This is a genomic window from Tsukamurella paurometabola, from assembly GCF_900631615.1.
GTDB lineage: Bacteria > Actinomycetota > Actinomycetes > Mycobacteriales > Mycobacteriaceae > Tsukamurella > Tsukamurella paurometabola_A.
Genome location: NZ_LR131273.1, coordinates 704253 through 729821 on the forward strand (window position 1 = coordinate 704253; position 25569 = coordinate 729821).

Below are 25569 nucleotides of genomic sequence, written 5' to 3' on the forward strand. Positions count from 1 at the left end.
GTCGCAGCGCCCGCGCTCGCCACGTGGTGTCGTTCCTCACCCCAACTGATGATGTGTGATGCGTGATGCGCGTATTCTGGGGGTGTGCGTACGACCCTGGATATCAGCCCCCGCGTTCTCGCCGCCGCGCGAGCGCGGGTGAACGCCGGGCAGAACAAGAGCATCGGCGAGGCTGTGTCGGAGCTGGCCGCCCTCGGGCTCGAGACCGCCACGGCGAGCCGCCGACCGACCGATCACGGCCTCGTCATGCTGCCGTCGGCACCCGATCACGTCATCACCAGCGAGATGGTCGAGGATGCGCTGCTCGATGAGTGACGTCGAGCTACCGGACGTCAACGTCCTCGTCGCCCTGCTGAGCGCCAACCACGTCCATCACACGACGGCACGCGATTGGTTCGCATCGACGCCGCGGTTCGCCACGACACCGATCACCGAGGCCGGGCTCGTTCGGATGGCGCTGAACCGGGCCGTCATGGGAACCGCGATCACCGCACAGCAGGCGCTCGCATCACTCGCCTCCCTCCGCGCGGACGACCGTGCCGAATTCGTGCCGGACGAATCGTCGCTCGCCGCCCCGTCGATCGATCTCGTGGGGCTCGCCGGCCACAAGCAGGTCACCGACCTGCATCTCGTGAACCTGATGGCACGGCACTCCGGCGTGCTCGTCACCCTCGACACCAGGATCCGCCCCGTTCTCACTCCCGCCGACCAGCCGCTCGTCCGCGTCCTGCTCTGAGTGAGCCGCTTCGCTGCCCGCTGCGCCCACCGAGGCCCCAAGCACTCCCGCAGCCCTTCAGCGGGCGGAGGGCCGCGATCGCGCCGACGAGGGGCGCTCGGGGTGTGCCGCGGTCACCCCGCCAGTGCGCGGAGCGAGTTCGAGACGCCGGCCCCTCCGCTCACCTCAGCAAGTACACGAACATGAATCCATTCTAGCTGTATCACGCATTCGCGCAGCGGTGAGATGCACGACCGGAACGTCACGGAATCGCCGTCCGATCCTCACTGAACAGGCGGTATGCGCGACGCGCATCACTGTTCGGGCGACTACTGCTCTCCGCCGGCCGCTCCGCTGCCCGCTGCGCCCACCGATGCGCCCCGCACGCCCTCAGCCCGCAGCGCCTCGGCCGCCGCGGACCGTCGCAGCGCGTAGCCTCCGCACACCGCGCAGGTCACCGCGGAGACGATGCCGCCCACGAGCAGCGGCGCGGCGGGCGTGGTCACGTCGGCGATCGCGCCGAGCAGGGGCGCGCCCAGGGGTGTGCCGCCGAGGAAGGCGAGCATGTAGATGCCCATCACGCGGCCGCGGTACTCGGGATCCACCGACAACTGCATGATGCTCATGGCCGAGGTGGTGAAGGACATCTGCAACAGGCCGACGAAGACCAGCAGCACCGCCACGAGCCAGAACCACGGCGCCAGCCCCGCCAGCACGGACGCCACGCCGAAGGCGCAGCCACCCACGAGGCAGGTCCGCAGCGACGCCATGCCCGTGCGCTTGGCGGCCAACAGCGCCCCGGTCAGCGTCCCGACGGCGAGCACCGTCGACAGCAGGCCGTAGGCGTCGGCACCCAACCCGAACCCCTGCCGCGCCAGCAGCGACAGCGCCAGCGGGAAGTTGATGCCGAAGGTGGAGACGAAGAACACCGCGATCATCACCAGGGTGAGCTCGCGGCGCCGCCGCACGTACGCGAAGCCGGCCCGCAACTGGCCGCGAGCGCGCTCCACCGGCGGCGACGGGAACAGCTCCCCCACCCGCATCGCGAGCAGCGCCGCGACGATGGCGCCGGTGAACACCGCGTTGACCGCGAACACCCACCCGGTGCCCACGCCGGCGATGAGCAGCCCGGCGATCGCGGGCCCCACGATCCGGGCGGCGTTGAACACCATGGAATTCAGGCCGATAGCGTTGGGCAGCAGCTCCGGCCCCACCATCTCGATCGTGAATGCCTGCCGGAAGGGACCGGCGATCGCCGTCACGCAGCCGAAGACGAAGGCGAGCACGAAGACGTGCCACAGGGCGACCACCCCGGTCAGCGTCAGCAGCGCCAGCACCGCCGCGCACGCCGCCGCCGCGGTCTGCGTGCACATGAGGACGCGGCGCTTGTCGTACCGGTCCGCAAGGAGGCCGGCCCAGGCGGAGAGGAACAGCGTCGGGCCGAACTGCAGCGCCATCACCACGCCCAGCACCCAACCGCGGCCGTGCGCCAGGTCCAGCACCAGCCAATCCTCGGCGACGCGCTGCATCCACGTGCCCACCAGGCTCACCGATTGGCCGCCGGCCCAGAGTCGGTAGTTCCTCGTTCGCAGGGAAACGAAGACGCTCGGCACCCATCCGATAGTAGTCCTAAGTTTCCCGCCCCGGTTTCAGACGAGCCCGCTCGACACCGCCACGACCGCACCCAGCCAGGCGATGACGACCGCCCCCGCGACGCCCGCGCAGAAGAACCGCGCCACGGGCCGCTGACGGTACGCGGCCAGCACCGGCACCGCGCCCGCAGTGCCCAGTGCGAGCAGGAACAGCCCGAGCCATCGGTTCACCGCCATCACCGCCACGAAGAGCCCGGAGAGCACGCCGCCGCCGAGCAGCGCGACCACCACCGCGACCGCGGTGCCGGTGATCCAGGGCGTGTACCGGGGCGTCACGTGCGGGCGCGCTCGTACAGGGCCAGCGCGGCGGCGGTGGCCACGTTGAGCGAATCGGTACCGCGCGACATGGGGATCCGCGCGCGCATGTCGGCGGCGGCCATCGTCTCCGCCGCGAGGCCGGGCCCCTCGGCGCCCACCAGGTAGGCCACCCGCTCGGGCCCACCCGCGACGGCCTCCGCCACCGTCGCCCCGCCCGACGGGGTCAGGGCGACCGTCCGGAAGCCGTGGCCGGCCAGCACCTCCAGGCCCTCCGCCGGCCACCCGGACGCGGGCAGGTGCGCGAACGGCACCAACAGCACGTGCCCCATGGACACCCGGACGGCGCGCCGGTAGAGCGGATCGGAGCACCGGGGACCGAAGAGCACGGCGTCGGCGCTCAGGCCCGCGGCGTTGCGGAAGATCGACCCCAGGTTCTCGTGGTCGTTCACGCCCTCGAGCACGACGACGGTGCGCGCGCCGTCGAGCAGTTCCCCCGCCTCGAGGGGCGCGGGGCGCCGCGCGGCCGCGAGCACCCCGCGGTTGAGGTGGAAGCCCACCACCCGCGCCATCAGGTCCGCGGTCACGAGGTAGCGCGGCACGCCGGGCGCGACGCCGTCGAGCCGCGCGAGCTTCGACTCGACGCCCATGATCGCGTGCGGGACGAACCGCGAGGCCAGCATCCGTTCCACCACCGGCACACCCTCGGCCAGCACGACGCCGCGCGCGAGGTCCGGCCGCTTGTCGGCGGCGGACAGGTCGCGGAAGTCGCTGAGCCGCGGGTCATCCGCGTCGTGAATCGGATAAATCGGTTGCACCGGCACCCCACCAGCCTAATATCGAACTACGTGATCGAAATCCGTACCGCCACCGAGGCCGACTGGCCCGCGATGTACGCACAGGACGTGCACGCCTTCGGTTCCCCGTTCGAAGCCGAAGCCGCACCGCTCATCCGGCGCACCCTGGACCTGGACCGCTTCGTCGTGGCGCGCGACACCACCGACGATGCGCTCGTCGGCGTCGCCGGCTCGTTCGACCTCACCCTGACAGTGCCGGGCGGCGCCCAGCTCGACGCTCCGGGCGTCACGTGGGTGTCGGTGGCGCCCAGCCACCGTCGCATCGGCGTGCTGCGGAAGATGCTGGACGAGTTGCACTCCCGCTACCGGGCCGCCGGCAACGCCGTCGCGATCCTCACCGCGAGCGAGGGCACCATCTACGAGCGCTTCGGCTACGGCGTCGCGACGTACGTCGACGAGGTCACCATCGCGCGCCGCACCGCCCGGCTGCGCGACCCGCTCCCCGGCCCGCTGCGCACCCGCATCACCGAGGGCGCGGCCGCGCGCGAGGCAGTCGAGGAGCTGTACCGCCGCTGGCACGCCGCGACGCCGGGATCCGCCTCGGCGGAGCAGTTCTGGGAGCTCTTCCACGCCGACCCCGAGTGGGCGCGGTGGGGCGGCTCGGCGCGGCGGTTCCTCCTGCACCCGGACGGCTATGTGACCTACCGGGTCGATGAGAAGGACCGCGCGGAGCTCGAGGACGTCAAGGCGCTCACCGCGGAGGCCGCCGCCGACCTGTGGCAGACGGTGCTCGGCCTGGACACCTTCGACGAGGTGCTCGTCGACCTGCCGCCCGACCACCCGCTGCGCGAGATGCTGATGGACCCGCGGTCGGTCAAGGTCACGGGCCGGAAGGACCGGCTGTGGCTGGCGTTCCTCGACGTGCCGGCGGCCCTGGAGGCCCGCACCTACGAGACCGACGGCGACGTCGTGCTCGGCGTCGACGGCACGGCCTACCGGCTCACCGTGACGGGCGGTGTCGCACGGTGCCGCGCGACGGACGAGGCGCCGTCGGTCGCGCTGACAGGGCCGACGCTGGCGGGCCTGTACCTCGGCGCGGTGGCGCCGAGCACGATGGCGCGCGCCGGCCGGATCGAGGGCGATTTCGGCGCGCTGTCGCTTTTCCGCACAGATCGGCAGCCTGAACTCGGGACCTCCTTCTGAAAACAACGCACTGACGAATCAATACCGGAAAAGGAACGGCCCTATCGGAATCAATCCGATAGGGCCGTTCGATTATCGATCGGAGAATCCGGCGCGGATTCAGGCCTGCTTCTCTTCGGCGGCGATGAGCCCGTTGAGAATGCCCACCGCGTCGTCGAGCGTCGCGCGCTGCTCGGAGGTCAGGTCGTCGAGCTTGCCGCGCAGCCACGCCTCGCGCGCCCGCGCCTCGCCGGTGATGACCTGTTCGCCCTCGTCGGAGAGGCTCACGATCACCTGGCGGCCGTCGGTGGGGTGCGGGGCGCGGCGGACCAGCCCGAGGTCCGCGAGGGATGCGATGACCCGCGTCATCGACGGAGGCTGGACGCGCTCACGCGCCGCGAGCTGCCCGGGCGTGAGCGGCCCGTCGTTCGCGAGCGCGTTGAGCGCGGAGAGCTGCGTCAAGGAGACGAGCGAATCGCGACGCCGGCCGCGAAGGTGGCGGGCGAACCGCACGGTGGCAAGAGCGAGATCTCCCGCCAGCCGATCGTCATTGTCAGTCACGGCGCTAGAGTACATCTGGCACGTGCAATTCCGCGCATGAACCCCGGGAGTCAACTGTGAACCTTCAAAGGAACGCGCCGGAAAACGCGGTGACGGCGCCGGAACTGCCCCGCGCCATGACGGAACCCCGACCGGTCGTCATGGCCGGGACCATCCTTTTCGCGGTGGCCCTCGTGGTCACCCTGTTGGCCCGGGAGACGTTCGGCGCGGCGTGGATCGTGTGCGCGTGCGGCGTCGGCGTCGGCGTGCTCGGCGCCACCGTCCTCACCCTGCAGCGGCGGGCGGCCCTGCGCGGCGATCGGGGAGCCCAGCGCGGCCTCGTGTGAGCCGCAACACCATCAGCCCCGCCGCGACCACCACGGCCCCGATCGCCCAGCCCGCCACCACATCCAGCAACCAGTGCGCGGCGAGGTAGACCCGGCTCAGTCCGATCGCGCACGTCCCCAGCAGCGCCGCCGCGAACGGCCACATCCGGCCGGTCAACGCGAAGGCGGCCACGGCGAACGTCCCGAACACGACCATCGAGTTCAGCGCGTGCCCCGACGGGAAGCTCTCCGAGGAGATCACCACGAGGCGCGGCGGGAACGGCGGCCGCTCCCGCCCGAAGGCGTTCTTGAGCACGACCATCAGCCCGAGCCCGAACAACTGGGTGAGGCCGCAGTAGAGCGCCCAGTCCGGCCGCTTGCGGCGCAGCAGCAGGTAGAGGAACCCGGCGATGCCGATCGCCCACATCGACGCGGTGTTGCCCACGGTCGTGACGATCCGCATGGCCGTCGTCAGCGGCCCGTCCCGGATCGAGAGCATCCAGTCCAGCGCACCCTGATCGACGGGGTTGGGCCATGCATCGCCGTCGGTCACCACCGTCCCGACTGTACGTGCAGGACACCGTCGGCCACCACGTACGGCACCCGGCGCTCCGCCCCGGCCACCGTGACCACGAGGTCGTCGTGGACGTGCACCTCGCTCGCGTCGGGCAGCTCGCCGAGCTGCTGCGCGAGCGTGACACCGGGGTGCGCGCCGCGCGCGTACCGCGCGCCGCCGGCCGGGGTCCCGACGGGCTCGTCGCCCGCGAGCGGCAGGTCCAGGGTGTCGGCGAGCGCCGCGGCGACGTCCAGCCCGCCGAACACCAGGCCCGTCGCCGTGAACCGGGCGTGCGGCACATCGAGCACGGCGGCGTCGTCGGCGTCGAGCACCGCCCCGTCGATGCCGCGGACCCGCGCGGGCAGTGCGGCGAGCCGGTGCCCGGCGATCGCCCGGTGCGCGGCGATCACCACGCCGGGCGCGGGCGTGCGGGCGGGGTCGGCGAGGGCGTCGGCCAGCACCTGCGCGTCGGCGTCGGTGCGCACGGCGTGCAGCAGCGCGGCCCGCAGCCGCGGCGCTGCGGGGTGCGTGCACGGGTCCAGCAGCCCGGCGAACGCCGGATCGTCCGGGGACCGCAGCCGCCCCAGCTCGGTGCGGGTGTGCAGCCACCAGGCGGTGTAGCCGTCCGGATCGTCCAGCACGCCGGGCAGGTCGGCGAGCAGCGCGTAGGCGGGCTCCCAGTGCTCCACCAGGTCCAGGTCGCGGACCGCGATCAGCTCGTCGGGCTCGGCCGGCAGCTGCGCCCACCACTCGTCGGCGCCGTCCAGGGTGGGATCCGGCCCGGTCGGCAGCGGCTCCCGGAGCACCCCGAAGGACCAGCCGACGCCGATCGCGCGCAGTGCGGACGCCGGGTACCGCGCCTCGAACCCGGGGTCGACGGTGCCGTACGGGTGGTCCTCCCCGAGCGCGTCGCGCACCGGCGCAGCGGCGGCGAGGAGCTCGTCCGCGGGGTACAGCGCGCCGTCGTCGCCCGGGACGGGAAGGGCGCCGAGGAAGCTCGGGCCGACGCTGCCGGCGTCGCCGAGCAGGCCCAGCACGGCCTCGGTCAGCTCGACGTCCTCGTCGGCGGCGCCGGCCTCCCAGTCGATGCGCCCCACCTCCTCGCGCAGCGCGGGGTCGCCGAGCAGGTCCGCGGGCTCGAGCCGGCGCGCGCCCGCGCGTTCGAGCAGGGGGTGCTGCGCCGCGGGGTGCACGAGCCGCGCCCACGTCACCAGCGCCAGCGCCGCGGCGTCGCCCGCGACGAGCGCCGCGCCGCGCGCGCCCGTCACCACCCGGCCGTCGGCCAGCGGGACGGGCAGCGCGCCGAGGTCGTCGGCGGGCAGGCGTGCGGCGTCGAGCGCGGCGTACAGCTCCCCGTACCAGGCCGGGTCGCGGTCGCGGGGCACCGCGTCGGCGACGTCCGCCGCGGTCAGCTCGCGGGCGCCCAGCGCGACCAGCCGCGCCGCGTCGGGCACCGCGGACAGCTCCGGCGCGACCAGCGGGAGCACGTCGCGCAGCAGGCCGTGCAGCTCCGGGGTGAGCCCGGGCAGCACGGCGGCGCGGTCCGGGCGCAGCCGCGCACCGTCGGGCCCGGGGACCCAGGCGTGCCCGCGCAACTCGTCCTCGACCGCCTCGCGCAGCAGGGCGTCGACGGGCCCGGCGGGCGGGCGGCGCGGCGGCAGCAGCGGCATCGGGTCGGGCTGCGCGGCGACGAAGGCGGCGTAGCCGCGGGCGGCGAGCGCGACGTCGGCGTCGGGGTGCAGCCGCCTCCGGTCCGGGGTGGTCGGCAGGTCGGCGATCACCCGGACGGGCAGGGTCAGCGGCTCGTCGGTGCGGGTGGGCGCGTGCAGGACGCGCGCGTCCGCGCCGATCACCCAGCGGGCGTGCGGGCCGTGCCCCGTCACGAGGTCCGGGGTGGTGAACCGCTCGTCGCCGACGGTGACCGCCGCCAGCGCGGGCAGGTCGAGCAGGAGGTCCGCGGCCTGGCCGGCGAACTCGGCGAGCAGCGCGGGGTCGGCGCCGACCAGCACCACCTCGGTCGCGAAACCCGCGCGCGGCGGGGTGTCGACGGGGTACGGCAGGCGCATCGCCGCGACCTCGTCGAGGCCGGAATCCGCGCGGGAGCGCTCCGCGGAGAAGGCGATGCCGCCGTCGGCGGAGCGGATCTCGACGTGGTCGGTCACCGTGAGGACCGCGGCGAAGCCGACCCCGAACCGGCCGATCGTGCGCCCGGAGGCACCGTCGGACTTGGGCGAGACGCGCAGCGCGGCGAGGGAGGCGACGCCGGCCTTCGTCAGCGGCGCGCCGGTGTTGGCGACGTGCACCCCGTCGGCCTCGCCCCAGACGGCCAGCTCCCCGGGGATCCCGGCGGCGGTGGCGGCGTCCGCGGCGTTCTGCGCCAGCTCCACGGCGACGCGGTCGCGGTAGCCGACCGTGACCAGGTCCCGCTCGGCGGCCAGGTCCTCCGCGGCACGCGTGGGCGAGTCGCGCCAGCCGGCGAGGGTCGCGCGGCGCAGCGCGGCGGTACCGAACGGGTCGGCGGCCATGTCAGGCCTGCTCGACGGGGACCTTCTCGACGGCGCCGTCGTCGTAGGGCTCGTACGCGGGGCTCCCCTGGCCCGACGGTGCCGTCACCGAGGAGTGCGCCCCGCAGCCGTAGTGCGCGTGCACGATGTGCCCGTCGGCCGAGTACTCGTTGCCGCAGACGCCGAAGGCCGCGCCCAGCGCGCCGGCCAGCGGCAGGAAGAAGGCGCAGTCGCCGCAGTGGTACCGGGTGGCGCGCGCCATCTCCGAGTCCGGGCCGAAGTCGCCCGCGAGCCAGCGCTCGGCGGCCTCCATCCGGCCGATCCGCGACATCACGCGCTCGAGGTTGACGCCGATCTCGCCGGCCACCTCGTCGACGGCCGGGTCGCCGGAGAGGGCGTGGCCGGGCTCGATGCGCACGTCGTTCTCGCGGGGCGGCAGCACGTCGCCGGGCGCGAGGTCGCCGGCGCGGACGCGCTCCTCCCACGGCACCCACTCGGGGGCGGTCAGCGAACCGGGGCCCGGCAGCAGCGCGGTCTCGGAGACCGTGAGCTCGCCGCCCGGGGTGGTGGCGATCACGGCGCACCACTGCCACCCGCGGTACGCGGGCAGGTCCGCCTCGAAGTAATGGGCCACCGCGAACTCGTCCTCGACGACGGTGGCGACGTGCGCGCCAACCCGGGCGCCCTCGTCTGCCTCCAGTACGGCGCGCGCGAGGTCGACCGCGGCGCCTGACTGCAATGCGGAACTCACCCGTCCGATTGTGCCGGATGGCGGGCGCGCAGGTGCAGGCGGGCGGCACACGCCCCTGCGGACGGCACTCCCGCGGATGCGGAACAATGGTCCGCGTGAGCGGTCATCCGGGGCAGCAGCAGTATCCCCCCGACGAGCCCCGGCGCCGTCCGGGGCCGACGCCGCATGCCCACAGCGGGCAGTCCGCGCGGCGCGGGGCAGGTGGGCAGGCCGGCCCGACGCGCCCGCAGTACACCGCCAACCACCACCTCCCCCCGCTCGAGGACACCCCGTCGGCCGCGGACCGGCGCGCAGCCGGGGCGGAGCAGCGGCGCATGCCGCGCAAGATCACCGTGACCCGGGTGGCGGCGATGCGCAGCCGCGAGATCACCGAGGCCGGGATCGCGAAGTGGCGGCAGGCCACCACCGCCGACGGTGCCGACAAGTCCGGCCTGACCGCGCTCACCTACCCGGTGATCCTCAACAACGCGGTCGACGCCGCGATGATGGTCGCGCTGGCGAACACCCTGTTCTTCGCGGCCGCGCAGGCCGAGTCCAAGTCGAAGGTCGCGCTGTACCTGCTGGTGAACATCGCGCCGTTCGCGGTCATCGCGCCGTTCATGGGGCCGCTGCTCGACCGCATCCAGCACGGGCGGCGGGTGGCGCTGGCCGCGTCCTTCGCGATCCGCGTGGTGCTCGCGGTGCTGCTCATCACGAACTGCTCGTACGACCCGGTCGCGAACACGGTGAACTTCGATCCGTGGGTGCTCTATCCCTGTGCGCTCGCGATGATGGTGATGAGTAAATCGTTCTCGGTGCTCAAATCCGCGGTGGTGCCGCGGGTGCTGCCACCGTCGATCGACCTGGCGCGGGTGAACTCGCGGCTCACGCTGTTCGGGCTGGTCGTGGGCTCGGGCGTGGGCGGAGCGATCGCCTCGGGCGCGGAGTTCGGACTGAGCCGGATGCTGCACATCCCGGGCGGCATGTACGCCCTGATGGTCTTCGCCGTGCTCGGCGCGGTGCTGTGCATGCGCATCCCGAAGCGGGTGGAGAGCACGGCGGGCGAGGTGCCGACCACGTTGTCGTACACCGGCGCGATGGCGCGGAACGCGGAGTACGCGGCGTCGGTCTCGGCCGCCGGGTCGGGCGAGCGGGCGGGCTTCGGCGCGGCGTTCAAGAACCTGCGGGCACCGCTCGGCCGCAGCGTCGTCACCGGGCTGTGGGGCAACACCACGATCCGCATCCTCACCGGCTTCCTCACCCTCTACATCGCCTTCTACAGCAAGGCGCAGCAGGCGTCGGGCGGCTCGGCCACCGAGTCGCTGATGATGATCGGCGCGGTCGGCGCCGCCGCCGGCATCGGCAACTTCATCGGCAACGGCATCGGCGCGCGCCTTGAACTGCCGCGGCCCGCGCGCATCGTCGTGCAGGCGACGGTCGCGGCCACGGTCGGCGCGATCGTCGCGGCGGTGTTCGGCAACCTGATCGTGGTCGCGGCCGTGACCTTCCTGGCGTCCGGGGTGTCGGCGCTCGGCAAGGTCTCGCTCGACGCGTCGATCCAGGACGACCTGCCCGACGAGTCCCGCGCGTCCGCCTTCGGTCGCTCGGAGACGGCGCTGCAGCTCGGCTGGGTGGGCGGCGCCGCGCTCGGCGTGCTGCTGCCGCCCACGCTGTGGATCGGCTTCGCGACCGTCGCGGCCATCATGGTCGCCGGCACCGTGCAGACGGTGCTCACCTATCGCGGCGGCTCGCTGATCCCGAACTTCGGCGGCAAGCGGCCGGAACACGTCCCACCCACGATGAACGCGCACTCATGATGAACGGGGTCCCTCGATGATCAAGCCCAGCCCGAAGCTGCTCCTCGCCGGGGCGGTGTTCGTCGTCGCGGCCGCGGTGCTGCTCGCGTACGCGATCGTCGCGGGCCTGGACAAGCGGGATCAGCCCGGTCCGCGCCCCGCGCTGCAGGCCACCGTCGGGAAGACGATGCTGAACGTCGCGCCGATGCAGTTCTGCACCAACGTGCGGGCAGCGCAGTGCGACGCCGCGCAGTACCCCGCCAAGCTTCCCGTCGAGGCGGGCCAGGCGATCGTCATCTCGCTGCCCGACTACATCACCGAGCGCCCCTGGTTCCTCACCGTCCAGCGCTACGACGCGAAGCGCGGAGAGGCGAAGCTCGACACGATCACCCACGTCGATCCCGCGTCCGCGACGCTGGTTCTCAAGTCGACCGAGGAGCTGTGGGTCGCCGCGGTCGAGATCAACGTGCCCTCGCAGTACCAGGACGCCCAGGGCAACCTCATCGCCCAGGCGGTCTGGGGCATCGACACGACGCCCAAGGACTTCGCGCTGGTCCAGAAGCCGTGACCGAGTGAGCCTCACGCCGCGCGGCCGGCGCGGCCCGGCAGGCGGAGCGCGAGCACGGCGCCGAGCGCGGTGACCACGACCATCACCCAGAACGCGGGATGCAACGCGGTCGCGGCGGGGGCGTGCGCGAGCCCCGCCTGCAGGATCACGGCGACCGCGGCGACGCCGACGGCCCCGCCGAGTTGCTGTGCACCCCGGGTGAACATCGAGGCGTGGGGGAACTGATCCCGCGAGAGTCCGGTGTACGCCGACGACAGGATCGGGACGAGCACCGCGCCCAGCCCCACCCCCCGCACGAACAGCACGACCGCGAGCACCACCGGGTTCGTACCGGCCGTGACGAAGGCGAACGGCACCGTCGCGACCGCCATCACCGCGAAGGCGGCCGCCGCGACCGGGCGCGGCCCGAAGCGGTCGACCAGGCCGCCGACGAAGAACCGCGGCACGAACGCTCCGACCGCCTGGGGCGCGAGGAGCAGCGCGGTGGCGAGGGCACCGTCGCCGCGCACCGTCTGCCAGTACAGCGGCAGCAGGAACATCGTCCCCATGAGCGCCCCACCCGCGACGAGGCCCGCCAGCGTGGACGCGGCGACCGTCGGGACGCGGAGCAGCCGCACCCGCACGAGCGCTCCGTCGCCCACGCGCAGCGCGTGCACCGCGAAGGCCGCGATCAGCGTCGCTCCCACCCCGACGGCGAGGAGGACGCCGACCGACGCGCCGGTCCCGGCGAGCTCGGCGAGTCCGTAGAACGTGAGGACGATCCCCGGCGCGAGCAGTGCGAGGCCGGTGCGGTCGAGCGGCGGGGCACTCCCCTCCGCCGGCGCGTCGTCGGGCAGGACCCGCAGCGCGGCGACGACGGCCGCCGCGCAGAGCGGCACGTTGAAGGCGAACATCCAGCGCCAGTCCGCCCAGTGCAGGAGTGCGCCGCCGAGCACGGGGCCGATGAGCGGACCGAGTGCGATGGGGACGCCGAGCGCCGCCGTCACCCGCGCGACGGAGCCGCCGCCGGCCGCGCGCACCGCGATCGTCTGCATGTTCGTCATCAGCACGCCGGCCGCGGCGCCCTGCAGCGTGCGGAACGCGACGAGACTCACCGGGCTCCAGCTGACGGCGCACAGCGCGGACCCGGCGGCGAACACCACGAGCGCCGCCAGCCACGCTCGCCGGCCCCCGAGGCGGGCGTCCAGCCAGCCGCACAGCGGGATCGACACCACGAGGGCGAGCAGGTAGGCGGTACTCACCCACTGGATGGTCGCGACGTCGGTGTGCAGGTCGACGACGAGCGCGTGCACCGCGATGGTCAGCATCGTCGTGTCGAGGATGGGGGCGAAGGCGCCGAGCACCAGGGTCGCGACGAGCGCCCGCGTCGGGCTCGCCGCCTCCCGCACATTAGATACAGTCATGTATCTAATGTGCGCCATGTTGATAAGATACGCAAGTGCACCCAAAGCCGGAGGCTCCCCGCACGCGCCGACGCGGCGCGGCGCTCGAGGGCGCGATCCTGGAGGCCGCGTGGGACCAGCTGACCGAGGGCGGTTACGGCGATTTCACACTGGAGGCCGTCGCCGCCCGCGCCGGGACGTCCCGCTCGGTGCTCTACCGGCGCTGGCCCGGCCGGGTGGAGCTGCTCCGGGCCGCCCTGGCCCACCGGGGCGAGGCACCCGTGGCCGAGCCGCCCGACACCGGCTCACTGCGCGGCGACGCGATCGCGCTCCTGACGGCGATGACGGACCACCGCGTCGAGCTGATGATCCTGCTGCAGACACGGCTCGGCGACTTCTTCGCCGAGTCCGGCGACTCCCCCGCGGACCTGCGCGAACTGCTGGTCGGAACCCGAGGCGGATCGATGCACGACGCCGTCGCCCGGGCGGTCGCGCGCGGCGAGGTCGACCCGGCGCGGGTCACCGACCGGATCGTGCGCCTGCCGGCCGACCTCGTGCGCCACCAGATGGCGATGACCCTGCTCCCGGTGCCGCCCGAGGACATCGCCGAGATCGTGGACGAGTGCTTCCTTCCGCTGCTCGTCGCGCGGTGAAGGACGGCGCGGCCGGCTAGGAGTCGAGTTCGCGCGCGATCTCCCGGAGCACCTTGGCGATCTGCTCGGACGCCTTGCGGTCGGGGTAGCGGCCCTTGCGCAGCTCGGACTGCACACCCACGTCGAGCAGCTGGATCATGTCCTCGATCATGCCGTGCAGCTCGTCGGCGGGCCGACGGTTCGCGGCCGGCCGGCGGCCGCGCTGGGCGGCGGCGCCGCGGGAGACGCTGGGCGCGGGTTCGAGCACGGTCACCGTCAGCGCCTGCGGGCCGCGGCGGCCCGCGGCCATGCTGAACTCGACACGCTGGCCCTGCTTGAGCCCGTCGGTGCCGTCGGGCAGCGCCGACGACCGGACGTACACGTCCTCCCCGCCCTCCTGGGAGAGGAAGCCGAAGCCCTTGTCCGTGTCGTACCACTTGACCTTGCCGGTAGGCACCGTCGTCACCTGCTCTGCTCTCAAGAACAACAAAACGCGCCCCGCGAACGGCGAGACGCACTGGGTTTAGTCTAGACGGGTGGGCAAGTCCGTTTCCGTCGCCGTCTCCGTCGCGATCGCGCTCTTCGCGATCGGGCTGATCGCGATCGCCGCCCTGTTCCTCACGCCGCTCCTCGCGGGCGGCGCCACCGCCCCCACCTGGGTCTACGCGCTGACGCCGCTCACGCCCGTCGGCTTCCTGGTGGGTGTGATCGCGGTCATCCTCGGCGGACGCTCCGGGGACGGCGAGCCGCGGCCATGAAGCCGCTGGTCGACCGCTACGGACGCGTCGCACGCGACCTGCGGGTCTCCCTCACCGACCGGTGCAACCTGCGGTGCACGTACTGCATGCCGGCCGACGGTCTGCCGTGGCTCGCGAACGAGCACGTGCTGACCGGGCCGGAGATCGACCGGCTCATCGCCATCGGCGTCCGCGACCTCGGAATCACGGAGATCCGATTCACCGGCGGCGAGCCGCTGCTCCGCGCCGACCTCGACCGCATCGTCGCGCACGCCGCCGCCCTGGAACCGCGGCCCGAGATCTCGCTCACCACGAACGGCCTGTCGCTGGCGCGGCACGCGGCGAAGCTGGCGAGTGCCGGACTGGACCGGGTGAACGTCTCCCTCGACACCGTCGACCGCGCGGAGTACGCGAAGGTCACGCGCCGCGACCGCCTCGACGACGCCCTCGCCGGCCTGCGGGCCGCCGCCGACGCCGGCCTCACCCCCGTGAAGGTCAACGCCGTCCTGGGCCCGGGGCGCCTGGGCGACGCGCGCCCGCTGCTGCGCCTGTGCCTCGAGGCGGGGTACGAGTTGCGGATCATCGAGCACATGCCGCTCGACGCGGACCACACCTGGGATCGCAGCACCATGATCACCGCCGAGCAGATCCTCGCCGAGTTGCGCCGCGAGTTCACGCTCGCGCCGCACGGCGAGGACCGGGGCAGCGCGCCCGCCGAGCGGTTCACGGTCGACGGTGGCCCGGCGACGGTCGGCGTCATCGCCTCGGTCACGCGTCCGTTCTGCGGCGACTGCGACCGCGTACGCCTCACCGCCGACGGCCAGATCCGCACCTGCCTGTTCGCGACGGAGGAGACCGACCTCAAGCCGCTGCTGCGCGGCGGCGCGACGGACGGGGAGATCGCCGACGCGTGGCTCGCGGCGATGCTCGGCAAGCAGGCGGGCCACGGCATCGACGACCCGTCCTTCCTGCAGCCGGCGCGCCCGATGAGCGCGATCGGGGGCTGACGGGTGCTGATCCGTTACTTCGCGGCCGCGCGCGCCGCGGCCGGCGTCGCGGAGGAGACCGTCGAGGTGCCCGACGGGGCGACGGTCGCCGAGGTCGCCGACCTCCTGGCGGCCCGCCACCCCGACCTGGGGCGGGTGCTCACGCGGTGCAGTTACCTGCTCGACGAGGTGGCGGTGCGCGACGTCGCGGCGCCCGCGGCGGGCGCGATGCTCGACGTCCTGCCCCCGTTCGCGGGCGGTTGATCGTCCCGGAACGCGGAGTGACATCAGTCACACATCGCAAAATCACGGTCCGGTAACGGTTGGGCCACGGGGCGGGTTCTGTTACCGTCGCTGAGGGCCGCAGCAGCAGCCACCCGATCGTTCGCAGCGCAGAGCTTCGTCCAGCGACCGAATCGGGACGTGCACCACGATCTACACCTGGACGAAGGCGGAGGAACCATCCGCGGCCGCGAGGCCGCAGGGCGCACGCCCTAGGGGTCAAGCCGGGCAACCGGCCGAGCAGCCTCTCGCTCGAACCCGACAGCTAACTTCGCACGCGCGTAGAGAGGAAAGACTTCACACGATGACCGGTCGTCACCGCAAGCAGTCCACCACCAGCCTGAGCGCCGCCAAGGTCGCCGCCGCCGGCGCGATGCTGGGTGGCGCGGGTCTCGCACTCGCCGCCCCCGCCGCGAACGCCGCCCCCGACTCCCAGTGGGACCAGGTCGCCGCGTGCGAGTCCGGCGGCAACTGGTCGATCAACACCGGTAACGGCTACCACGGCGGCCTGCAGTTCAGCCCGTCGACCTGGGCCGCGTACGGCGGCACCCAGTACGCCCCGACCGCCAACCAGGCCAGCCGCGCGCAGCAGATCGCGATCGCCGAGAAGGTCCTCGCCGGCCAGGGCAAGGGTGCATGGCCCTCCTGCGGCACCGGCCTCGGCGCGCCGACCCCGCGCACCGTCTCCCCGACCGACACCGGCTCCACGAAGCCGGTCACCAAGCCGGTGGCGAAGCCCGCCGCCAAGCCGGCCGCGAAGCCCGTCGCCAAGCCGGCGGCGAAGCCGGCCGCCAAGCCCGCCGCGAAGCCGGCCAAGCCCGCCGCGCAGGCCGGTCAGTCGGTGAACTCGCAGTACATCAACCAGGTCATCTCGCAGGCCCAGAGCGGCGGCCAGCAGGTCGACCCGGCCGTGCTCGCCATGCTGCAGCAGGCCGCGGCCAAGGGCTACTGAGCCCGACCCGCACCAGAGCGTCCGAGAGGGGCCGCCGGCATCACGCCGGCGGCCCCTCTCGCCGCGCTGTCCGCGGGGTGCGCTGTCCGCGGGGTGCGCAGCGAAGGCGCGCGACACCACATCGGCGAAGCACCGGGTCGGTATCGCTTTGCGATCGCAACGGATCTGCTACGTTCTCTTCGTTCGTATTCGTGAACGTGACGTTCCGCAGGAAAGAGAGCACCGGATGATCGCTCGCCATCGCCCCTCGCGCGCCGCCGGTCGGCTCGCCTCGCTCGGCGCCCTGATCGCCGCCGTCGGCCTCGTCGTCGCGGCTCCCGCGGCAGCGGCGCCCGGTTGCCCCTGCAACCCTGTCGCGCCCGCTCCGGGCCCCGTCCGCCCCATCGGGGTGCCGGTGGTGCCCCTGCCGATCCCCGCGGCCCCCGCGAAGCCCATCGCCGTGAAGCCGGTCGGCGCGGCACCCACCGCCACGCCTGCACGGCCCGGTACCGCGAAGCCCGCCCCGGCGCGGCCCGGCGCCGCGAAGCCGTCGCCGGCCGCGGCCGGCGCGGCCGTCGTCCCCGGCGTCCCCGCCGGCGCGACGCTCCCCGTGGGCGTCGGCGGCGCGACAGTCCCTGTTGGCGTCGGCGGCGCGAGGGTCCCCGTCGGTATCGGCGGCGCCGGCATCCCCCTCGTCGGCGCGACCGGCATCGGCAGCACAGCGGGCGTCACGACGACCGGCATCGGTGCCCGCGGCGTGGGCGGCGCCGCCGGCGTCGGCGCGAGCGGCGCCGGCACGGGCGCGGGTGCCCGCGGTGTGAGTGGCGCCGCGGGTGTCGGCGTCCCCCTGATCAACCCGCTCGCGTGCGACCCCACGAAGGTCGCCACGTGCGCGGGTCCGGTGACGAAGTAACCAGAACCGGTATCGGATGGGTCGGCGGCTACGCGCTGCCGACCCATTCGTCTGTTCCGTCCCGGAACAGCTGGTGCTTCCAGACGGGGAGCGCCTCTTTGACCGCGTCGACGATCCGCGCGCAGGTCGTGAAGGCCGCCGCGCGATGATCGGCCGAGACGGCGACGACGAGCGCGGCGTCCCCGATCGCCAGCGGGCCGACGCGGTGCGAGACCGCGACCGCCCGCACGCCCTGTGCGGCGTCGGCCTCGCGCCGGACGACCTCGGCGATCACGCGCTCGGCGGTGGGGTGCGCGGAGTACTCCAGCCCGGTGACGTCGCGGCCGCCGTCGTGATCGCGCACCGCGCCGATGAAGCCGACGACCGCGCCCGCCTCGGGGCGCGTCACCGCCGCCTCGTGCGCGGCCAGGTCGATCGGTTCCTCGGTGACCCGGGCCAACACGACCTCCGCGGCGGGCTGCTCGGCCCCGGGCTCGTCAGCCATGGTCGCCGCCGCGGATCTGATCCAGTGCGTGCAGCAGGACGCCGTCGAGCACGGCGAGGCCGTCGCGGACCCCGCCCGACGAACCGGGCAGGTTCACCACCAGTGAGGAGCCGGCGACGCCCGCCAGCCCGCGGCTGAGCACCGTCGTCGGCACGTCCGGCAGGCCGGCGGCGCGGATGGCGTTGGCGAGGCCGGGGATCTCGAAGGTCAGCGCGCCGCGGGTCTCCTCGGGGGTGCGGTCGGTGGGTGTGAGGCCGGTGCCGCCGGTGGTGAGGACCACCGCGTCGCCGCGGCGGACGGCGGAGCGGATGGCGGCGCCCACCTCCTCGCCGTCGGGCACCACGACGGGCCCGTAGACCTCGAAGCCGCGGTCGCCGAGCCACGCCGCGATGGCGGGGCCGGTGGTGTCCTCGCGCTCGCCGAGGGCGGCGCGGGTGGAGGCCACCACGACGGTGGCGCAGCGGTCGCGGGACGGTCGGAGCGGTTCAGTCATCTGATCTCTCCCAGTGGCCGGTCTTGCCGCCGTCCTTGGTGAGCACGCGGACGTCCGTCATGACGGCGGCGGGGTCGAGTGCCTTGACCATGTCGTGCAGGGTCAGCCCGGCCACCGCGACGGCGGTGAGCGCCTCCATCTCGACGCCCGTCCGGCCCGTGCAGCGCACGGTGGCGGTGACGGCGATCTCCGCGCCCGACGGTTCGAGGTCGACGGTCACGCCGGAGATCGGCAGCGGGTGGCAGAGCGGGATCAGGTCGGCCGTGCGCTTGACCGCCATGATGCCCGCGATGCGGGCGGTGGCGAGCACGTCGCCCTTGGGGATCGCACCGTCGGCGATGGCGGCGACGACCGCCTCCGTGGTGCGGAAGGTCCCGGCCGCGACCGCTGTGCGGGCGGTGACGGCCTTGGCGGACACGTCGACCATGCGGGCGGCTCCCGTGGCGTCGATGTGCGAGAGGCCGTCCTCGCGCACATCGCCGTGCCGTGGGGTCGCCGCGCCGTGGTCGCGGGGAGCGGAGCTCGGAGTCAGCGGTTGATCCGGGTCGCGGGGTGCACATACGGGATGTGCTGCTGCGGGAACTCCAGCTCGCCGAACGGCGACAGCGCACCGACCACCGGGGCCACCAGCTCGGTCACGGCGTGATCGGCCGTGCCCTGGTCGGCGCCGGGCCAGCCGTTGTCGACGTACTCGGCCTTCTTCGCATTCGAGGTCTCAGACACGCCGCTATTCTGACATGCCCCGGTGTCTAGGCTGTATCGGTGAGCAGTAATACGTCGTCGACGGGGCCCGCGGCGTGGCTGCGCGCGCGCACCGACGCCGAGATCGCGGCGCTGCTCGACGCCCGGCGCGACGTCGCGACGCCCGTCCCCGCCGGCTTCGCCGTCCTCGCGAGCCGGCTGAACAGCCCGTCGTCGCTGGGCCGCGTCGCCGAGCGCCTCACGCTGCTCGACCTCGCGGTCCTCGAGCTGCTCCTCGCCGAGCCCCTCGACGCCGACGCGCTGGCCCGGAGGCTGCGCGGCCGCGCGCTGAAGAAGCAGGTGCTCGCGTCGGTGGACGAGCTCCGCGGCCTGGCGCTGGCCTGGGGCGACGACGTGCTGCACACCTACGCCGCCGCCCGCGAGGCGCTGCCCTGGCGCTCGTCCCAGCTGACGACCCCGCCGGATCTCGACGCGATCGACGCCGCCCTGGCCGCCGTCGGCCCCGACGAGCGGGACCTGTTGGACCGTCTCGCCGAGGGGTCGCCGCTGGGCCGCACCGCCGCCGCGGGGCCCGGCACCTCCCCCGACCATCCGGTGCAGCGCCTGCTCGCCTCGGGGTTGCTCGCCCGCGTCGACCATCAGACGGTGGAGCTGCCGTGGGAGGTGCGCGCGCGGCTGCGCGGCGAGCTCCCCCTGGGTGCCTCCCTCAAGCCGCCCGTGCTCGACGGTCCGCCCGTCCCCGGCGCCGACGGGGCCGGGGCGGTCGCCGCGTTGGAGCTGCTGCGGCACGCCGACGACGTCCTCGACGTGCTGGGCGCGGTCCCGGCGCAGCGGGTGAAGGCGGGCGGCATCGGCATCCGTGAGCTGCGCCGCGTCGCGAAGGCAGCGGGGCTGGCGGAGGACCGCGCCGCGCTGCTGCTGGAGCTCCTGGCGGCGGCCGGCCTGATCGCCGAGGGCGAGCTCGACGGCGAGGAGGATTCGGTGTTCGCGCCGACCGTCGCGGTCGACGAGTGGCAGCGGGCCGCGCCGGCCGACCGGTGGGCGCTGCTCGCCCGGACGTGGCTGGAGCTGCGCCGGCAGCCGGCGCTCATCGGCACCCGCGGCGAGGAGGGCATCGTCGGGCCGCTGCACCGGGCGGCGCGCAGCACCGTCGCCCCGCAGGACCGCGCGGCCGTGCTCGACGCGCTGGCCCTCGCGCCGCCCGGCACCGCCCCGGCGGCGGCGGACCTGCACGCCGCCGTCCGGTTCGCGCATCCCGCCTGGTTCCGCCGGCTCACGCTGGACGCGATCGCGGGCATCGTGGAGCAGGCGCAGATCGTCGGGTTGGTGGCGGGCGGTGCCCTGACCTCGGCCGGCCGCGCTGCCCGCACCACCGACCCCGCGCAGGCGATGGCCGCGGCGCTGCCGAAGCCCGTCGAGGAGTTCCTGCTCCAGGCCGATCTGACGCTGACCATCCCCGGCCCCACGACGCACGACTTCGCGGCGGCCGTCGCTCTGGTCGCCGACCTGGAGTCGGCGGGCGGCGCCGCGGTGTACCGGGTGACGGACGCGTCGGTGCGCCGCGCGCTGGACGCCGGCCGCACGTCGGCGGAGGTGCACGCCTTCTTCGTCGCGCACTCGGTGACGCCGGTGCCGCAGGGCCTGACCTATCTGGTCGACGACGTCGCGCGGCGGCACGGGGCGCTGCGCGCGGGCGTCGCCGGCTCGTTCCTGCGGTCCGACGATCCGGCGCTGATCGCCGCGGTCCTCTCCTCCCCCGCCGCGGAGGCGCTCGCGCTGCGGGCCGTCGCGCCGACGGTGCTCGTCGCCCAGGTCCCGTTGTCGGACCTGGTGGCGGGGCTGGCGGCCGCCGGCTTCAACGCCGCCGCGGAGGACTCGCGGGGCGTCGTCGTGGACCTGCGGCCCGCCGCGATCCGGCTGCCGTCGCCGCGCCCCCGTCCCCCGGCGGCGCAGCCGACGCTCGAGCAGCTCGCCGACGCTGCGGTGCAGATCCGGCGGCAGGACGCGCCGTCGGACGACGGTCCCCGCACGTCGGGCCCGGAGCTGATGGCGCTGCTGCAGTCCGCGGCGGGCGAGGGCCGTCCGGTGCGGCTGGGCTACGTGGACGCGAACGGGGTGTTCACGCGGCACGTCGTGGTGCCCGAGTCGGTGCGGCACGGGCAGCTCGCCGCGCTCGACGGTGACGCGACCCGCCGGTTCGCCCTGCACCGCGTGACCACCGCGGAGCCGGTGGAGTAGCTCAGACCAGCTCGCCGCGCTTGCGGGTGAGGTAGGCGCGCTCGGCGGTGTTGCCGGTGGCGGCGATCGCCGCGTCGTAGGCGTCCTTCGCCTCCGCGGTGCGCCCGAGTTTCCGCAGGAGGTGCGCGCGGGTGGCGTGCCAGGGGTGGTAGCCGTCCAGGGGGAGCGGGTCGACGAGCGCGAGCGCGACCTCCGGCCCGTCGAGCTCGGCGACGGCGATCGCCCGGTTGAGTCGCACGATCGGGGATCCGTCGATCGTCAGCAGCTGGTCGTACAGCGCGACGACCTGCGCGTAGTCGACGGTGTCGGCGCTGGGCGCATCGGTGTGGACGGCATTGATCGCGGCCAGGATCTGGTACCGGCCGGGCCGGTTCAGCGCCAGGCATTCGCGGACGAGGGCGTGGCCCTCGGCGATGGCGGCGCGGTCCCAGCCTGCGCGGTCCTGCTCGTCGAGCGGCACGAGCTGGCCGCCGCGCACCCGGGCCGCGCGGCGGGCCTCGGTGAGCAGCATCAGGGCCAGGAGGCCGGTGATCTCGGGGTCGTCGGGCAGGAGCTCGCGGACCAGCCGCGTCAAGCGGATCGCCTCGGCGCTGAGTTCCGCGCGGATCGGCGCGCCGTCGCCGCTGGCGAGGTAGCCCTCGTTGAAGACGAGGAAGAGCACCGTCAGCACCCCGGCGACGCGGTCGGGCAGGTCGCCGGCGGCCGGCACCCGGTACGGGATGCGGGCGGCGGCGATCTTCTTCTTGGCGCGGGTGATGCGCTGCCCCATCGTGGTCTCGGCGACCAGGAAGGCGCTCGCGATCTCGGGCACCGTCAGGCCGCCGAGCAGCCGCAGGGTGAGGGCGACGCGCGCCTCGGGTGCCAGCGCGGGGTGGCAGCAGGTGAAGATCAGCCGCAGCCGGTCGTCCTCGACCGCGCCGAGCGGTTCGGGGTCGGAGTCGTCGTGAATCATCGCGGCCGCCCGGTGTTTGGCGTCGCGCTGGTTCTCGCGCCGGATCCGGTCGATCGCGCGGTTGCCCGCGGTCGTGGTGAGCCAGGCGCCGGGATTCGGCGGGATGCCGGACGCGGGCCATTTCTCGGCGGCGGCGAGGATCGCCTCGCCCGCCGCGTCCTCGGCGATGGTGATGTCGCCGAAGCGGCGGACGAGCGAGGCGATAACCCGGCCGTACTCCTCGCGGAAGACCCGGTCGAGGGCGGCGCCGTGCTGATTCGGCCCGCTCGGTCCGCTCCCGGTGCCGGGTTCCGTCACGCCAGCCCGTCGAAGGCGCGGACCTCGACGGTGCCGCCGCAGGCCTTGGAGCCCTCGGCCGCGAGCCGCAGCGCGACGTCGAGGTCGGGGGCGTCGATCACCCAGAACCCGCCGATGAGTTCCTTCGACTCGAGGTACGGGCCGTCGGTGATGATCGGCTTGTCGCCGCGGCCGTCGACGACGGTGGCGGTGGTCGCCTCGGCGAGCCCGCCCGCGAACACCCAGTAGCCGTCGGCCTTGAGCTGCTCGTTGAAGGCGTCGGTCCGCGCGAAGGCCGCCTCCATCGCCTCCTTGGTGCCGTAGTCGCCGAAGTCGCCGCGCTCGACGGGGCCGTGCACGGAGAGCAGGTAGTGCGTCATGATCTCGTTCCTCTCGGTCGTCGGGCGGCCCCGGTGGCCGCCCTTCACCCTCACCACGAACGCAGGCGTACCGATACGACACCACCCCCGGAAATTCTTCGCAGCGCCGATGTCGAAATCCGTCGGCCCCGTTCGTGGAAGGGGTAGGAGGTGCCCGCCCCGGGCACCGTCACCACCGCTGAGGAGCACGCCATGAGCACCATCGCCGCCACCACCGCACCCGTCCGCGCCGACCGCCTGCCCGTGTGGAAGCACGGCATCGGCGCCGCCGTCGTCGCGTCGGTCGCCATCACCGCGATCGCCGCCGTCGCGTCCGCCGCGGGCGTCACGTTCGCGGGGCCCGACGGTTCGGCCATCCCCCTGCTCGGGTTCGCCCAGCTCACGATGATCTTCTCGCTCATCGCCGTGGGCATCGCCGCCGTCCTGGCGCGGCGCGCCCGGCACCCGCGCTCGACGTTCGTCCGCGTGTGTGTCGCGCTGCTCGTGCTGTCCGTCATGCCGGACCTGACCTTCGGCTTCGACGCGGCGTCGGCCGCGGTCCTGATCCTCACCCACGTCGCCGCTGCCGCGATCGTGGTGCCCGCGCTCGCCCGTCGCCTCGCCGCCAATTGATTGACTGACTGGTCAGTTATAGCTATTCTCGGTGCATGGCCCGTACCGTCGACCCCGCCCTCACCGCCCGCCGCCGCGCCGCCATCCTGGAGGCGGCGGCCGCGGAGTTCTCCGCCGCCGGATTCGAGCGGGCCCGCGCCGCGGACATCGCGACCCGGGCCGGCGTCAGCTCGGGCACCGTCTTCTACTACTTCACGGACAAGGCGGGCCTGTTCCGCGCGCTCTTCGGCGCCGACATCGAGCGCAACACCGAGCTCCGGGAGCGCGCCCTCGCCGAGCCGGACCCGCGCGCCGGTATCGCTCTCGTGGTCGACGCGCTCGCCGAGTCCGCCGTCGATCCCGTGGCCCCCGGCCTCGTCGCCGAGGTCATCCGTCGCGTGCCGGCCGACCCCGCGCTCGCCGAGATCGTCGCCACCGCGGACGGTCTGGTCCGGGATGCGCTCGCCGAGATCATCGCGCGGGGCCAGGCCGACGGTGCCTTCGATCCCGCGCTCGAGCCCGCGCACGCCGCGGCCTTCCTCGTCGCCCTGACCGACGGCGCGCATCTCGCGGACGGCGATGTCCGGCCCGACGTGCGCCGTGCCGCTCTCGCCTACCTGCGAACGGAGAACGCATGACCACCACCGCCGCCCCCACCACGACGATCGGCGTCTCCCGCGCGCTGCAGCTCGCGACCGTTTCCGCCACCACCGCCCTCGGCGCCGTCCTCGGGCTGGTCGTCCGCGGCCTCGTCGGCTGGCTGGAGCGCACGGTGGACGGCTCGCCCGGCCCGCTGCGGATCGCCGCGCAGCTGCCCGTGGGCGTCGCCGCCGGGGTGCTCACCGTCGCCGGGCTCATCGGCGGCATCGTCCTGGTCGCGGCGTGGCAGCACGAGGTCGCGGCGCTGACCGTGGCCGAGGATCACGTGGAGCTCGCCGCGGGTGGGCATCGCCGCTGGATGGGGCGCGACGAGATCGGCGAGGTGTTCCTCGGGCGGGGCGGGGAGCTGACCTTCCTGGACCGACGGGGCCGCCTCCTCGCCGCCGCAGGTACCGACGGCGTGCCCAAGGCCGGGATCGCCCGGGCCCTCACCGACGCGGGCTACCCGTGGAGCGGCGATGCCGATCCGTACGAGGCCGAGTACACGCGGTTCGTGCAGGGCCGCGGCGACGTGGAGCCCGACGTCGAGTCGCTGCTGCGCGAGCGCGCCGTGGCCCGGGCCGAGAAGCGCGCACCCAGTGCCCACGACCTGCGGCTGCGGCTCGGCGAGGCCGGCGTCGTGGTCCGTGATCGCGGCGACGAGCAGGAGTTCCGCCCGGCGCGCGCGACGTCGTCGACCCGACGACCAGGTCGCTGAGCGAAACAGTTCTCGTCGGCGGTGCGGCGACGTACCGTGTCCGCCATGAGGCTGCCCATCGCTGTGAATCTCGCCGCCCCCGCGGCGGATGTGCGACTCGCCGCCTTCTCGGTCGACGCAGCCGGAGCACTGTTCGCCGCCCTCGATCACGCAGATGTGTGGGCTCACATCCCGGGCCGCACCCTGCATCGCCGACCGATCTCGCCACCCTGCTCACCGGTGACGAGTCCAGGAAGCAGGCACTGGTGATACATGCGCGCGGACGAGTCGCCGGAACGTCGTCCTACTTTCTCGACCACGATGCCCCGGAGGGCGTCGAGATCGGTGCCACGCTGTACGCACCCGCGCTGTGGGGCTCGGGGGTCAACACCGCAGTCAAGGGTTCGATGATCGGCGCGGCCTTCGCCGCAGGAGCACAATGGGTGCAGTTCCGCACGGACGAGCGAAACGGGCGATCCGCGGCGGCGATCCTCAAACTCCCGGGTGCGGTCGAGCTGCCCTCACTGCTCGAACCCGAGAAGATCAGGAGCGACGGCACTGTTCGGACCAGTCGGATGTTCCGGATTCCGCGCCCTGCGAGGTAGCCGATGCTCGTCCGCTCCGCACCTGCCC

The 25569-nt window shown here is 73.9% G+C and carries 32 protein-coding genes and 1 riboswitch; of the genes, 17 read left to right on the forward strand and 15 right to left on the reverse strand.

What is annotated here, in order from left to right; genetic code table 11:
- Window positions 1-84: 84 nt before the first annotated feature.
- Entirely contained in the window at window positions 85-315 is a 231-nt protein-coding gene (locus tag ELY19_RS03635; RefSeq protein ID WP_126194987.1) for a hypothetical protein, read from the forward strand.
- Complete coding sequence (locus ELY19_RS03640; protein WP_164711501.1) at window positions 308-736, forward strand: TA system VapC family ribonuclease toxin; 429 nt, start codon at window positions 308-310, stop codon at window positions 734-736. Before ELY19_RS03635 ends, ELY19_RS03640 begins: the two co-directional genes overlap by 8 nt.
- 308 nt (window positions 737-1044) lie before the next feature.
- Here ELY19_RS03640 and ELY19_RS03645 read toward each other — a convergent pair whose 3' ends face one another.
- The 3 genes from ELY19_RS03645 to ELY19_RS03655 are packed head-to-tail and all read right to left on the reverse strand — an operon-like array spanning window position 1045 to window position 3440.
- Entirely contained in the window at window positions 1045-2328 is a 1284-nt protein-coding gene (locus ELY19_RS03645; RefSeq protein WP_126194989.1) for an MFS transporter, read from the reverse strand.
- A gap of 36 nt (window positions 2329-2364) precedes the next feature.
- Window positions 2365-2643 carry a DUF2537 domain-containing protein gene (locus ELY19_RS03650; RefSeq protein ID WP_126194990.1) on the reverse strand — a complete coding sequence of 93 codons (279 nt, stop codon included), beginning with the start codon at window positions 2641-2643 and terminating at the stop codon, window positions 2365-2367.
- Window positions 2640-3440 carry a TrmH family RNA methyltransferase gene (locus ELY19_RS03655; protein WP_126194991.1) on the reverse strand — a complete coding sequence of 267 codons (801 nt, stop codon included), beginning with the start codon at window positions 3438-3440 and terminating at the stop codon, window positions 2640-2642. The genes ELY19_RS03650 and ELY19_RS03655 overlap by 4 nt, the downstream gene beginning before the upstream one ends.
- Window positions 3441-3470: 30 nt before the next feature.
- Here ELY19_RS03655 and ELY19_RS03660 point away from each other — a divergent pair, with 30 nt between their 5' ends.
- Entirely contained in the window at window positions 3471-4622 is a 1152-nt protein-coding gene (locus ELY19_RS03660) for a GNAT family N-acetyltransferase (protein ID WP_126194992.1), read from the forward strand.
- 99 nt (window positions 4623-4721) lie between these two features.
- Here the strand turns inward: ELY19_RS03660 and ELY19_RS03665 are convergent, their stop codons facing one another.
- Entirely contained in the window at window positions 4722-5162 is a 441-nt protein-coding gene (locus ELY19_RS03665) for a MarR family winged helix-turn-helix transcriptional regulator (RefSeq protein WP_374101502.1), read from the reverse strand.
- 116 nt (window positions 5163-5278) lie between these two features.
- Here ELY19_RS03665 and ELY19_RS03670 point away from each other — a divergent pair, with 116 nt between their 5' ends.
- Window positions 5279-5488, forward strand: coding sequence for a DUF2530 domain-containing protein (locus ELY19_RS03670; RefSeq protein WP_126194994.1), 210 nt, complete (start codon window positions 5279-5281; stop codon window positions 5486-5488).
- Here the strand turns inward: ELY19_RS03670 and ELY19_RS03675 are convergent.
- Genes ELY19_RS03675 through ELY19_RS03685 form a run of 3 tightly spaced genes read right to left on the reverse strand, consistent with a single transcriptional unit; the run spans window position 5427 to window position 9278 of the window.
- Window positions 5427-6023, reverse strand: coding sequence for a phosphatase PAP2 family protein (locus tag ELY19_RS03675; protein WP_126194995.1), 597 nt, complete (start codon window positions 6021-6023; stop codon window positions 5427-5429). The genes ELY19_RS03670 and ELY19_RS03675 overlap by 62 nt on opposite strands.
- The gene (locus tag ELY19_RS03680; RefSeq protein WP_126194996.1) at window positions 6017-8548 is read right to left on the reverse strand and encodes a sacsin N-terminal ATP-binding-like domain-containing protein; all 2532 of its coding nucleotides are present in this window, start codon (window positions 8546-8548) and stop codon (window positions 6017-6019) included. Before ELY19_RS03680 ends, ELY19_RS03675 begins: the two co-directional genes overlap by 7 nt.
- A gap of 1 nt (window position 8549) precedes the next feature.
- Window positions 8550-9278 (reverse strand): DUF3027 domain-containing protein, encoded by a 729-nt coding sequence (locus ELY19_RS03685; RefSeq protein WP_126194997.1) that lies wholly within the window; start codon window positions 9276-9278, stop codon window positions 8550-8552.
- Between the two features lie 86 nt (window positions 9279-9364).
- Between ELY19_RS03685 and ELY19_RS03690 the strand changes: the two genes are divergently transcribed.
- Window positions 9365-11074, forward strand: a complete 1710-nt coding sequence (locus tag ELY19_RS03690) for an MFS transporter (protein ID WP_126194998.1) — start codon at window positions 9365-9367, stop codon at window positions 11072-11074.
- A gap of 16 nt (window positions 11075-11090) precedes the next feature.
- Window positions 11091-11621: a DUF2771 family protein gene (locus ELY19_RS03695; RefSeq protein ID WP_126194999.1), complete on the forward strand. Its 531-nt coding sequence runs from the start codon at window positions 11091-11093 to the stop codon at window positions 11619-11621.
- An 11-nt stretch (window positions 11622-11632) separates the two neighbouring features.
- Here the strand turns inward: ELY19_RS03695 and ELY19_RS03700 are convergent, their stop codons facing one another.
- On the reverse strand, window positions 11633-13024 hold the full coding sequence (locus tag ELY19_RS03700; RefSeq protein ID WP_197715978.1) for a DHA2 family efflux MFS transporter permease subunit: 1392 nt from the start codon (window positions 13022-13024) through the stop codon (window positions 11633-11635).
- Window positions 13025-13059: 35 nt separating this feature from the next.
- Between ELY19_RS03700 and ELY19_RS03705 the strand changes: the two genes are divergently transcribed.
- Window positions 13060-13656, forward strand: coding sequence for a TetR/AcrR family transcriptional regulator (locus ELY19_RS03705; RefSeq protein ID WP_126195001.1), 597 nt, complete (start codon window positions 13060-13062; stop codon window positions 13654-13656).
- Between the two features lie 16 nt (window positions 13657-13672).
- Here the strand turns inward: ELY19_RS03705 and ELY19_RS23970 are convergent, their stop codons facing one another.
- Complete coding sequence (locus ELY19_RS23970; protein ID WP_164711702.1) at window positions 13673-14092, reverse strand: cold-shock protein; 420 nt, start codon at window positions 14090-14092, stop codon at window positions 13673-13675.
- A 79-nt stretch (window positions 14093-14171) separates the two neighbouring features.
- Between ELY19_RS23970 and ELY19_RS03715 the strand changes: the two genes are divergently transcribed.
- The 5 genes from ELY19_RS03715 (at window position 14172) to ELY19_RS23340 (ending at window position 17484) form a co-directional block, all read left to right on the forward strand.
- Window positions 14172-14393, forward strand: coding sequence for a hypothetical protein (locus ELY19_RS03715; RefSeq protein WP_126195003.1), 222 nt, complete (start codon window positions 14172-14174; stop codon window positions 14391-14393).
- The gene (gene moaA, locus ELY19_RS03720; protein ID WP_126195004.1) at window positions 14390-15379 is read left to right on the forward strand and encodes a GTP 3',8-cyclase MoaA; all 990 of its coding nucleotides are present in this window, start codon (window positions 14390-14392) and stop codon (window positions 15377-15379) included. The genes ELY19_RS03715 and moaA overlap by 4 nt, the downstream gene beginning before the upstream one ends.
- A 3-nt stretch (window positions 15380-15382) precedes the next feature.
- Window positions 15383-15622 (forward strand): MoaD/ThiS family protein, encoded by a 240-nt coding sequence (locus tag ELY19_RS03725; RefSeq protein ID WP_126195005.1) that lies wholly within the window; start codon window positions 15383-15385, stop codon window positions 15620-15622.
- Window positions 15623-15777: 155 nt separating this feature from the next.
- Window positions 15778-15934, forward strand: a riboswitch (cyclic di-AMP (ydaO/yuaA leader).
- A gap of 10 nt (window positions 15935-15944) precedes the next feature.
- On the forward strand, window positions 15945-16592 hold the full coding sequence (locus ELY19_RS03730) for a transglycosylase family protein (RefSeq protein ID WP_126195006.1): 648 nt from the start codon (window positions 15945-15947) through the stop codon (window positions 16590-16592).
- 226 nt (window positions 16593-16818) lie between these two features.
- Entirely contained in the window at window positions 16819-17484 is a 666-nt protein-coding gene (locus ELY19_RS23340; RefSeq protein ID WP_164711502.1) for a hypothetical protein, read from the forward strand.
- Between the two features lie 28 nt (window positions 17485-17512).
- Here ELY19_RS23340 and ELY19_RS03740 read toward each other — a convergent pair whose 3' ends face one another.
- The 4 genes from ELY19_RS03740 to ELY19_RS03755 all read right to left on the reverse strand — a co-directional run bounded on the left by ELY19_RS03740 (window position 17513) and on the right by ELY19_RS03755 (window position 19184).
- The gene (locus ELY19_RS03740; protein WP_126195007.1) at window positions 17513-17968 is read right to left on the reverse strand and encodes a molybdenum cofactor biosynthesis protein MoaE; all 456 of its coding nucleotides are present in this window, start codon (window positions 17966-17968) and stop codon (window positions 17513-17515) included.
- Window positions 17961-18461, reverse strand: a complete 501-nt coding sequence (locus ELY19_RS03745; protein ID WP_126195008.1) for a MogA/MoaB family molybdenum cofactor biosynthesis protein — start codon at window positions 18459-18461, stop codon at window positions 17961-17963. The genes ELY19_RS03740 and ELY19_RS03745 overlap by 8 nt, the downstream gene beginning before the upstream one ends.
- Window positions 18454-18888, reverse strand: coding sequence for a cyclic pyranopterin monophosphate synthase MoaC (moaC, locus tag ELY19_RS03750; protein ID WP_197716031.1), 435 nt, complete (start codon window positions 18886-18888; stop codon window positions 18454-18456). Before moaC ends, ELY19_RS03745 begins: the two co-directional genes overlap by 8 nt.
- A 101-nt stretch (window positions 18889-18989) precedes the next feature.
- Complete coding sequence (locus ELY19_RS03755) at window positions 18990-19184, reverse strand: hypothetical protein (protein WP_126195009.1); 195 nt, start codon at window positions 19182-19184, stop codon at window positions 18990-18992.
- 39 nt (window positions 19185-19223) lie between these two features.
- On the opposite strand from ELY19_RS03755, the gene ELY19_RS03760 reads away from it, so the two are divergent.
- Window positions 19224-21401 carry a helicase-associated domain-containing protein gene (locus tag ELY19_RS03760; RefSeq protein ID WP_126195010.1) on the forward strand — a complete coding sequence of 726 codons (2178 nt, stop codon included), beginning with the start codon at window positions 19224-19226 and terminating at the stop codon, window positions 21399-21401.
- 1 nt (window position 21402) lies between these two features.
- Here the strand turns inward: ELY19_RS03760 and ELY19_RS03765 are convergent, their stop codons facing one another.
- Both ELY19_RS03765 and ELY19_RS03770 read right to left on the reverse strand, forming a co-directional pair.
- Window positions 21403-22650, reverse strand: a complete 1248-nt coding sequence (locus tag ELY19_RS03765; RefSeq protein WP_126195011.1) for an RNA polymerase sigma factor — start codon at window positions 22648-22650, stop codon at window positions 21403-21405.
- Window positions 22647-23009 carry a YciI family protein gene (locus ELY19_RS03770; protein ID WP_126195012.1) on the reverse strand — a complete coding sequence of 121 codons (363 nt, stop codon included), beginning with the start codon at window positions 23007-23009 and terminating at the stop codon, window positions 22647-22649. Before ELY19_RS03770 ends, ELY19_RS03765 begins: the two co-directional genes overlap by 4 nt.
- A gap of 192 nt (window positions 23010-23201) precedes the next feature.
- Between ELY19_RS03770 and ELY19_RS03775 the strand changes: the two genes are divergently transcribed.
- The 4 genes from ELY19_RS03775 (at window position 23202) to ELY19_RS03790 (ending at window position 25541) form a co-directional block, all read left to right on the forward strand.
- Window positions 23202-23621: a DUF6069 family protein gene (locus tag ELY19_RS03775; protein ID WP_227967169.1), complete on the forward strand. Its 420-nt coding sequence runs from the start codon at window positions 23202-23204 to the stop codon at window positions 23619-23621.
- Between the two features lie 35 nt (window positions 23622-23656).
- Window positions 23657-24238, forward strand: coding sequence for a TetR/AcrR family transcriptional regulator (locus ELY19_RS03780; RefSeq protein ID WP_126195013.1), 582 nt, complete (start codon window positions 23657-23659; stop codon window positions 24236-24238).
- Window positions 24235-24957 (forward strand): YqeB family protein, encoded by a 723-nt coding sequence (locus ELY19_RS03785; protein WP_126195014.1) that lies wholly within the window; start codon window positions 24235-24237, stop codon window positions 24955-24957. Before ELY19_RS03780 ends, ELY19_RS03785 begins: the two co-directional genes overlap by 4 nt.
- A gap of 158 nt (window positions 24958-25115) precedes the next feature.
- Window positions 25116-25541, forward strand: a complete 426-nt coding sequence (locus ELY19_RS03790; protein ID WP_164711503.1) for a GNAT family N-acetyltransferase — start codon at window positions 25116-25118, stop codon at window positions 25539-25541.
- Window positions 25542-25569 lie beyond the last annotated feature (28 nt).

Coding starts and splice junctions, on each gene's coding strand:
- ELY19_RS03670 (WP_126194994.1), top strand. CDS start 5,279: ATGACGGAACCCCGACCGGTCGTCATGGCCGGGACCATCCTTTTCGCG.
- ELY19_RS03770 (WP_126195012.1), bottom strand. CDS start 23,009: ATGACGCACTACCTGCTCTCCGTGCACGGCCCCGTCGAGCGCGGCGAC.
- moaC (WP_197716031.1), bottom strand. CDS start 18,888: ATGGTCGACGTGTCCGCCAAGGCCGTCACCGCCCGCACAGCGGTCGCG.
- ELY19_RS23340 (WP_164711502.1), top strand. CDS start 16,819: ATGATCGCTCGCCATCGCCCCTCGCGCGCCGCCGGTCGGCTCGCCTCG.
- ELY19_RS03695 (WP_126194999.1), top strand. CDS start 11,091: ATGATCAAGCCCAGCCCGAAGCTGCTCCTCGCCGGGGCGGTGTTCGTC.
- ELY19_RS03680 (WP_126194996.1), bottom strand. CDS start 8,548: ATGGCCGCCGACCCGTTCGGTACCGCCGCGCTGCGCCGCGCGACCCTC.
- ELY19_RS03775 (WP_227967169.1), top strand. CDS start 23,202: ATGAGCACCATCGCCGCCACCACCGCACCCGTCCGCGCCGACCGCCTG.
- ELY19_RS03640 (WP_164711501.1), top strand. CDS start 308: ATGAGTGACGTCGAGCTACCGGACGTCAACGTCCTCGTCGCCCTGCTG.
- ELY19_RS03690 (WP_126194998.1), top strand. CDS start 9,365: ATGGTCCGCGTGAGCGGTCATCCGGGGCAGCAGCAGTATCCCCCCGAC.
- ELY19_RS03785 (WP_126195014.1), top strand. CDS start 24,235: ATGACCACCACCGCCGCCCCCACCACGACGATCGGCGTCTCCCGCGCG.
- moaA (WP_126195004.1), top strand. CDS start 14,390: ATGAAGCCGCTGGTCGACCGCTACGGACGCGTCGCACGCGACCTGCGG.
- ELY19_RS03745 (WP_126195008.1), bottom strand. CDS start 18,461: ATGACTGAACCGCTCCGACCGTCCCGCGACCGCTGCGCCACCGTCGTG.
- ELY19_RS03780 (WP_126195013.1), top strand. CDS start 23,657: ATGGCCCGTACCGTCGACCCCGCCCTCACCGCCCGCCGCCGCGCCGCC.
- ELY19_RS03740 (WP_126195007.1), bottom strand. CDS start 17,968: ATGGCTGACGAGCCCGGGGCCGAGCAGCCCGCCGCGGAGGTCGTGTTG.
- ELY19_RS03700 (WP_197715978.1), bottom strand. CDS start 13,024: ATGACTGTATCTAATGTGCGGGAGGCGGCGAGCCCGACGCGGGCGCTC.
- ELY19_RS03730 (WP_126195006.1), top strand. CDS start 15,945: ATGACCGGTCGTCACCGCAAGCAGTCCACCACCAGCCTGAGCGCCGCC.